A 5662-nucleotide genomic window follows, 5' to 3' on the forward strand; every position below is an offset into this window, starting at 1 on the left:
TCCTGATCGTCTTCGGACCCCTTGTCCTCGACACCACTCTCCATCCCTCTCTCCTCCTCGGCCCCCTTCAGGGCCGAGCAGGGCGCGTCAGCGCCCACTCATCGGCGCGCTCTTCGCGCGGCGATGGGCGTCCAGCGGGGTGGCTTCAGGATGTAGAGGGCGCCTTGGGAAGCCGGCTCGGCCGCAACCGGGAGACGGTCACCGCGGCGTGGACGTAAGCCAGTTCGGATCGTCTATGTCGCGACCTGCCGCCTCCCGGATAGCGGACATCTCGGTGTGCGTGATGCGACCATCGGTCATGGCCGACCGGTAGGCTTGCGCTCCGAGTGGTCCGGCGCGCGACAGGACGATCGCGTCGCGCTCGCCCTTCGCGCTCACAGGCCCGAAGGGCCAAAGTGCGATGGAAGCCGCACCTAAGCCTGCGGCGAGGATAACATAGCTGAACGGCACCCGTCGCCGTGCGAACAAGAAGAGCGCGCCTGCCAGAAACAGGATCAGGACGGCGATGGGAATGAGGTTGAGCATGATCGTACCTCTCGGGTGAGTCATCGTATCGGTGGGCGCGAGCAGTCGCCAGTGCGTCTGGTCACGTCACGCGGATCTCGATGGTCTCGTCGTCGCCGCTGTCGGACACGAGGACGGGTCGACCGTTGCGGGCGGCATCCGATGCGGCATCGGCTGGCCAGTCGCCGTATTCCCTGAGCATCTTGGCCATGTGAGCCTCGGCGCTGGCGCGGTCGGGATGGTCCTTGATGATCGTGTCGAACGAGAGCGACTGGTGGACGGTCAGGATGGCCATGATGATCTCCGGAAGGACGCCGGCACGAGCGAGGCGTAGCGAGTAGGCGACCCGCAGGGGTCGCCACGATGCGGAGCGAGCCGTGCCTGGCGGCAGGGTGATGAGCGTTGCGGGCGCGCACCGGCGAGGCGTAGCAAGCTGGTCGGCCGCAGGGCCGACCGCGACGCGAGCGAGGCGGTGTGTGCCCGTCATGCGGGGAAGAGCGGAAGCTCAGTCCCACGCGGCGCGATGGGGCTCGATGCCCCGGAGCGCCGCCCCGGCACGACGAAAAAGGCAAGGAGGCTCCGGTTGCCCGGAGCCCCCTTCGGGAGAGGTGTCAGGCCCGACGCGCGGTCGCGACCGGACGCTGCTCGGCGACCCGGAACACGTGGAGCGGGACGCCGGCGTTGCGCAGCTTGCGGGCGAAGTCGAGCTGGACGCCCGAGCCCTCGCAGACGATCGCCTCGACCGGGTTGAGGGCGGTGATCCGCTCGTTGCGCACGAACCCGGCGCGGTTGCCGAGGCGGCGGTCCAGACGGAACAGCACCAGCTTCACGTCGCGCGATGCGGCCCATGCAGCGGCGATGGCATCGCAGCCCTTCATCTGGGCGGTGGTCACCAGCACCATGTTCGGGATGCGGCGCTGGATCTGGTCGAGCCGCTCGTACAGGCTCTCGTGGTCGTGCCAGTTGGCGCCACCCGAGAAGGCGACGATCGGGCCGGTCGGGTTGTGCTGCTCGCGCTTCTTGGCGGCGCGGGCTGCGAGGTAGTCGGCGCCCTCGATCATCGAGGCGGTGAGCTTGGAGGATACCTTGCTGCCCCGGGTGGTCGAGAAGGGCCGACCGGTCTCGGCGCGATACACCTCGCCGGCGTGGTCGCGCATGCACTCCAGCGCCTCGCGGCATCCCTCGAGGGTCTGGCAGAGCAGCTGGGTCTCCTCCAGTTCGTTGGCGTAGATCTCGGAGGGATCGAAGGCGCGGGCCATCTCACCGAGCTTCTTGGCGGCGTCGTCCTCCCGGCCCTCGACCCGCTTCGACACCATGTGGAAGGAGTTGACGAAGCCCCATGCGAGGTCGGCGGCGAACTCCTCCATCCGGGTGTCGCGGAACACGTCGAACAGGGTCCGCATCATCAGGTCGACCGCGGCGGCCGCCTGCTCGGGGTCGGGCATGTCCAGCTTCTCGGCGGCGTCGACGATGCTGAGCTTCGCCATCTCGCTGCCCTCGATGAACGACCCCTCGTAGGTGCGCTGCACGCGCTCGTCCGCCCTCGTCTCGTCGGCGATCTGCATCGCGCGGGTGTCGGCCATCGTGCGGGCCAGATCCGAGAAGTTGTTGAAAGTAGCCATTGAAGCCTCCAATGCTTACGCTCTCTCATCCGGTATTGGATAAGATGAAATCTCATCGGACGGGTCGGAGCGGCTTTGTCAGGGACGCGAGGCAAAGCCTCGCGCCGCTTTAGCGGCGGTGGGGGTCACGATTTTCTTTGGCGCCGCGCCACCTTCGACAAGCAGGACTGCCGGCGCGGCGCCAAAGAAAATGGTGGGGCCCCGCCGTCCTTGAGAAAGTCGTGGAGGCCCTTCAGAATATGGCGATGAGGCTGGGTCCGATGCCGAAATGAGAGAGAGTTGATCGATCCCGCCCCGACCGCTCTCGCGGTCGGGTTAACAGCGGGATCGTCGTCATGGATTTGCCCCGGCCCGCTCCGGGCCGGGTTAACAGCAAATCCCCCGGGGACGTCCTTGCGCGAGGCCGTTACCCGAAGGGCGGAGCCCCTCCCTATGGGGCTCCGGGAGGCCCGCAGGGCCGACTAGGCCGGTCCCGCCGTCCCCGGCGGGACGTGCCACAAGGAATCCAGCGAGGGATCGTTACCCGAAGGGCGGAGACCCGTCAGGGGCTCCGGGAGGCGCAGCCGATTAGAGCCCGGTCCCGCCCATCGGGCGGGCGCCCTTGGTCATCGAGCGCTCTGCAATGCGGCGGTCACGAAGCCAGAGATACCCGAGCGGCAGCAGCATGAGCAGAGCGACATTGCCCGCTGCGATCATGTAGTCCTGCGGGTTCGGCCCGAGAGGGAAGTCGTCCCAGGTGACGTACGCGAGAACATAGCAGACGCACGCGGCAAGGACCGGGCCGGCGAGGAGCAGATCGCGGGTATGGAATCGGCGCATGACGATCTCCTTTGATGGCGTTCCTCTTTTGAAGGGCGGTTCAACGCTTGGTTGGCGCCTTCTGCGTGGGGAGATATCCGACGCAAGTGCCGAAGAGGATGCCCTGTGCGTAGATGAACGGCGAGTCCTGCTTGAATGCGTGTCCAAGCGCGCAAAGCTGGACCAGCAGGAGGAACGCAAGGATTGTGTGAAGCGACGTGATCGGCATGCGCGCTCCTGTTGGCGAGCGATCAAAAAAGGGGGCCGAAGCCCCCTGTCGTATCAGCCGAGGCCGATCATCTTGAGCGCGAGAGGCCCCGCTGTGCCGCCAATCGCGGCGATCCCGAGGATCGCGGCCAGCTGGACGCGGCTCAGCGTGACCTTGTTCTCGAACTTGCCGTCGATGTTGTCGAGCTTGCCGTTCATGGTCTTGAGCTGCGCCACGAGATCGCGGTTCGCGGTATCCACGGTCCTCACGATGAAGTCCTCCGTAACCTCGGTCAGATGTTGCGCCTCGTCGGGTTCTATACCCGCCTTCAGCGCGGTGCGAAAGAAAGTGATTTGAAAGCCTGCCATTTCAACCTCCATTTTCCGATGGCGGTTCCGCCCGGGCATGCGGCGGTCAGGGCCGTCAGGGACGTTAACCGGGAAGCCGCGCCGAAGGCGTGGACCCCGGTTGACGCTCGCGAGTGGGGGAGCCGATTTTCTCGGCCCCAGAGCGGAGCGCAGCGGAGTGCCGGGGTCGTGAAAATTGGGGGCACCGCTCGTCCTTGACGGTCCGCCAGCCCCGCATGCCAAACTTGGACGACATGAGAGAGAAGTATTGGGTTGGTCCGACGCGCGGCCGGAGCGAGACCGCAACCTGCGCCATCAGGCGCTGGGTGCCTGGTCGAGTGGAGACGCGCGGCGGTTGCAAGGGATCGTCACCCGACAGGGCGGAGACCCGCTCGCGGGGCTCCGGGAGGCGAAGCCGACTAGAGCCCGGTCCCGCCATAGGCGGGATGCGTCGGCATGATCAGCGCAGCGCCACGAATGCCAGCAGGACGTTCAAAAGGATCGAGAGTCCGAGCAGGGACGCAAGGACGTTCCGGTCGCTCTTGTGTCGGGCGGTGAGCTGGCGAGCTGCCGCAGCCGAAATGGCGCGCTCACGGGCGATCAGGGTCGAGAGGGTTTCGGAAAGCCGCATCAGCATGGTGCCTGTGGCACCGATCGAGCGAAGCCCCTGGTCATCAGGTGGGAGGGGTAGATCCTCGATGAGGCTCGCCGACGACGCGTAATCGTGGAGTAGGCCGATCGTCGTATCGAGGTCGAGGTGATCGCCCTCGAGGAGGGCCATTCTCGCCCTTGAGGCGGCCATGGCTCGGCATACCGCCGCAACCGCTGGATGGGTGTCGCCTGTCATGGTCGGCTCCTCACAATTCGTCGTAGTCGACGACCTCGCCCTTGCGGTCGCGGTAGACGTCGAGCTTTTCGGGTGCGTGCTTCGGGTGGGTGCAGTTGGCTTCGCCGTCGGGACGAACGTCGATCTGCTGGGTGTCGTATTTGTTGCCGCTGTCGATCCACCACTTGCAGCCGTACTGGTCCTCAACCTTGAACCAGCGGCGTGAGGAAAGGTCAGGACGGGGGTGTTCGCGCGAGAGCGTGATGTCCCCTCTCTTCAGCATGGCGGCGATCCGCGCCGGCTTCGCCTGTTCTTCCGCTTGCCGCGCCGCCTGGTCATTGGTGGGACCGGGATCCGCGCAGGCAGCGGCCAACAGCGGCAACAGGATAGCAAAGCGCATCGTTCTAACCTCCGGTTGGCCGGTATGCGGGCGAATTACGCCGCAATCCGGAAGGCGGGAGGCTGATAGCTGCCGTCGGCGAAATGCTCGGCGATGGCCTCGAAAGTGCCGAGCTCGCGTGCTTCATCCGCGTCGATGACAACGCGCTCCTCTTCGTCCGCGGTGAAGCGCAGGCGGTCGCCACTGCCCTTCCAGACCACGATCTCCGGACCAAAGGAGGGGGCGCCGCCCGACCAGCGCAGGTATGGCAGGTCGTGCGTGCAGCAGAAATCCTCGATTTCTGCGATCTCGCCGTCTCGGATCTCTTGGCCAAAGAGCCGCAACGGGCCGTCCTCAGGAAACTGGGAGCGGTCGAAAGGTTCGCCGCCCCAATCGATTGAAAGTCTCTCGGCCTGAACTAAGGTTACGAAGTCGTCGACCAGATTAGCGGGGAGCGAACCCCCGATCGTTATCGACACGGCTACGCGGTCGCCCATGGGAATAGCTCCATCGGGTAGAGGCGAACTGGTCCCGGGCGAGTTCTCCTCGTCCCCTTGCCAGCACGTCATACCGCGTACCCCCTTCTCTTTTGCTTCCGAGTCTTGCGGCAGCGCAGCAGCGCTGCAAGCCATTTCTTCAAAAAAAAGGGCGACGCCGAAGCGTCGCCCCTGAGTGGCACATGATGGGAGGCTGTTCACCATGTGCCGGGCCGGTATCGCGGGGAGCAGGCGTACCGGTATGGGATGGGCCGGCGCTTTCGCGCCGGCCGAGTTCGTCAGGCGTCGGCCGGTTCGCGGCGACGGCGACCGCGCGCGGGAGCGGATTCGACCGGTGCTGTGGTCTCGCCGAGGCCGTCGTCCTGCGTGCCTGCGCCGCCATCGACCGGGCTGCCATCGGCACCGAAGGGCGGTGCCAGATCGTCCTCGCTCTTGACGCCGAGGGCGGCACCGACGTCGCGGCGACGCTGCGCGCGCTGCC

10 protein-coding genes are annotated in these 5662 nt (G+C 66.1%); all 10 read right to left on the reverse strand.

The window, feature by feature from the left end; translation table 11 throughout:
- Positions 1–198: 198 nt before the first annotated feature.
- Positions 199–525, reverse strand: coding sequence for a hypothetical protein (locus ACU5AX_RS20635; protein ID WP_242122384.1), 327 nt, complete (start codon positions 523–525; stop codon positions 199–201).
- Positions 526–586: 61 nt separating this feature from the next.
- Positions 587–799 carry a hypothetical protein gene (locus ACU5AX_RS20640; RefSeq protein ID WP_242122385.1) on the reverse strand — a complete coding sequence of 71 codons (213 nt, stop codon included), beginning with the start codon at positions 797–799 and terminating at the stop codon, positions 587–589.
- Positions 800–1115: 316 nt separating this feature from the next.
- Positions 1116–2126, reverse strand: coding sequence for a DUF2493 domain-containing protein (locus tag ACU5AX_RS20645; RefSeq protein ID WP_446692394.1), 1011 nt, complete (start codon positions 2124–2126; stop codon positions 1116–1118).
- A gap of 567 nt (positions 2127–2693) precedes the next feature.
- Positions 2694–2945, reverse strand: a complete 252-nt coding sequence (locus tag ACU5AX_RS20650; protein ID WP_446692395.1) for a hypothetical protein — start codon at positions 2943–2945, stop codon at positions 2694–2696.
- Positions 2946–2985: 40 nt separating this feature from the next.
- Positions 2986–3153 carry a hypothetical protein gene (locus tag ACU5AX_RS20655; protein ID WP_446692396.1) on the reverse strand — a complete coding sequence of 56 codons (168 nt, stop codon included), beginning with the start codon at positions 3151–3153 and terminating at the stop codon, positions 2986–2988.
- A gap of 53 nt (positions 3154–3206) precedes the next feature.
- A complete protein-coding gene (locus tag ACU5AX_RS20660; protein WP_298808731.1) occupies positions 3207–3512 on the reverse strand; it encodes a hypothetical protein in 306 nt (101 codons plus the stop codon).
- Between the two features lie 427 nt (positions 3513–3939).
- On the reverse strand, positions 3940–4326 hold the full coding sequence (locus tag ACU5AX_RS20665) for a hypothetical protein (protein ID WP_446692397.1): 387 nt from the start codon (positions 4324–4326) through the stop codon (positions 3940–3942).
- Between the two features lie 10 nt (positions 4327–4336).
- Positions 4337–4705, reverse strand: a complete 369-nt coding sequence (locus ACU5AX_RS20670; protein WP_446692398.1) for a hypothetical protein — start codon at positions 4703–4705, stop codon at positions 4337–4339.
- A gap of 35 nt (positions 4706–4740) precedes the next feature.
- Entirely contained in the window at positions 4741–5385 is a 645-nt protein-coding gene (locus ACU5AX_RS20675) for a hypothetical protein (RefSeq protein WP_446692399.1), read from the reverse strand.
- A 74-nt stretch (positions 5386–5459) separates the two neighbouring features.
- Positions 5460–5662 (reverse strand): hypothetical protein (locus ACU5AX_RS20680; protein ID WP_446692400.1); only part of this gene is annotated, 203 nt, incomplete at its 5' end.

Source organism: Sphingomonas benefaciens, assembly GCF_052907485.1.

Coding starts and splice junctions, on each gene's coding strand:
- ACU5AX_RS20650 (WP_446692395.1), bottom strand. CDS start 2,945: ATGCGCCGATTCCATACCCGCGATCTGCTCCTCGCCGGCCCGGTCCTT.
- ACU5AX_RS20635 (WP_242122384.1), bottom strand. CDS start 525: ATGCTCAACCTCATTCCCATCGCCGTCCTGATCCTGTTTCTGGCAGGC.
- ACU5AX_RS20655 (WP_446692396.1), bottom strand. CDS start 3,153: ATGCCGATCACGTCGCTTCACACAATCCTTGCGTTCCTCCTGCTGGTC.
- ACU5AX_RS20665 (WP_446692397.1), bottom strand. CDS start 4,326: ATGACAGGCGACACCCATCCAGCGGTTGCGGCGGTATGCCGAGCCATG.
- ACU5AX_RS20675 (WP_446692399.1), bottom strand. CDS start 5,385: ATGGTGAACAGCCTCCCATCATGTGCCACTCAGGGGCGACGCTTCGGC.
- ACU5AX_RS20660 (WP_298808731.1), bottom strand. CDS start 3,512: ATGGAGGTTGAAATGGCAGGCTTTCAAATCACTTTCTTTCGCACCGCG.
- ACU5AX_RS20670 (WP_446692398.1), bottom strand. CDS start 4,705: ATGCGCTTTGCTATCCTGTTGCCGCTGTTGGCCGCTGCCTGCGCGGAT.
- ACU5AX_RS20640 (WP_242122385.1), bottom strand. CDS start 799: ATGGCCATCCTGACCGTCCACCAGTCGCTCTCGTTCGACACGATCATC.
- ACU5AX_RS20645 (WP_446692394.1), bottom strand. CDS start 2,126: ATGGCTACTTTCAACAACTTCTCGGATCTGGCCCGCACGATGGCCGAC.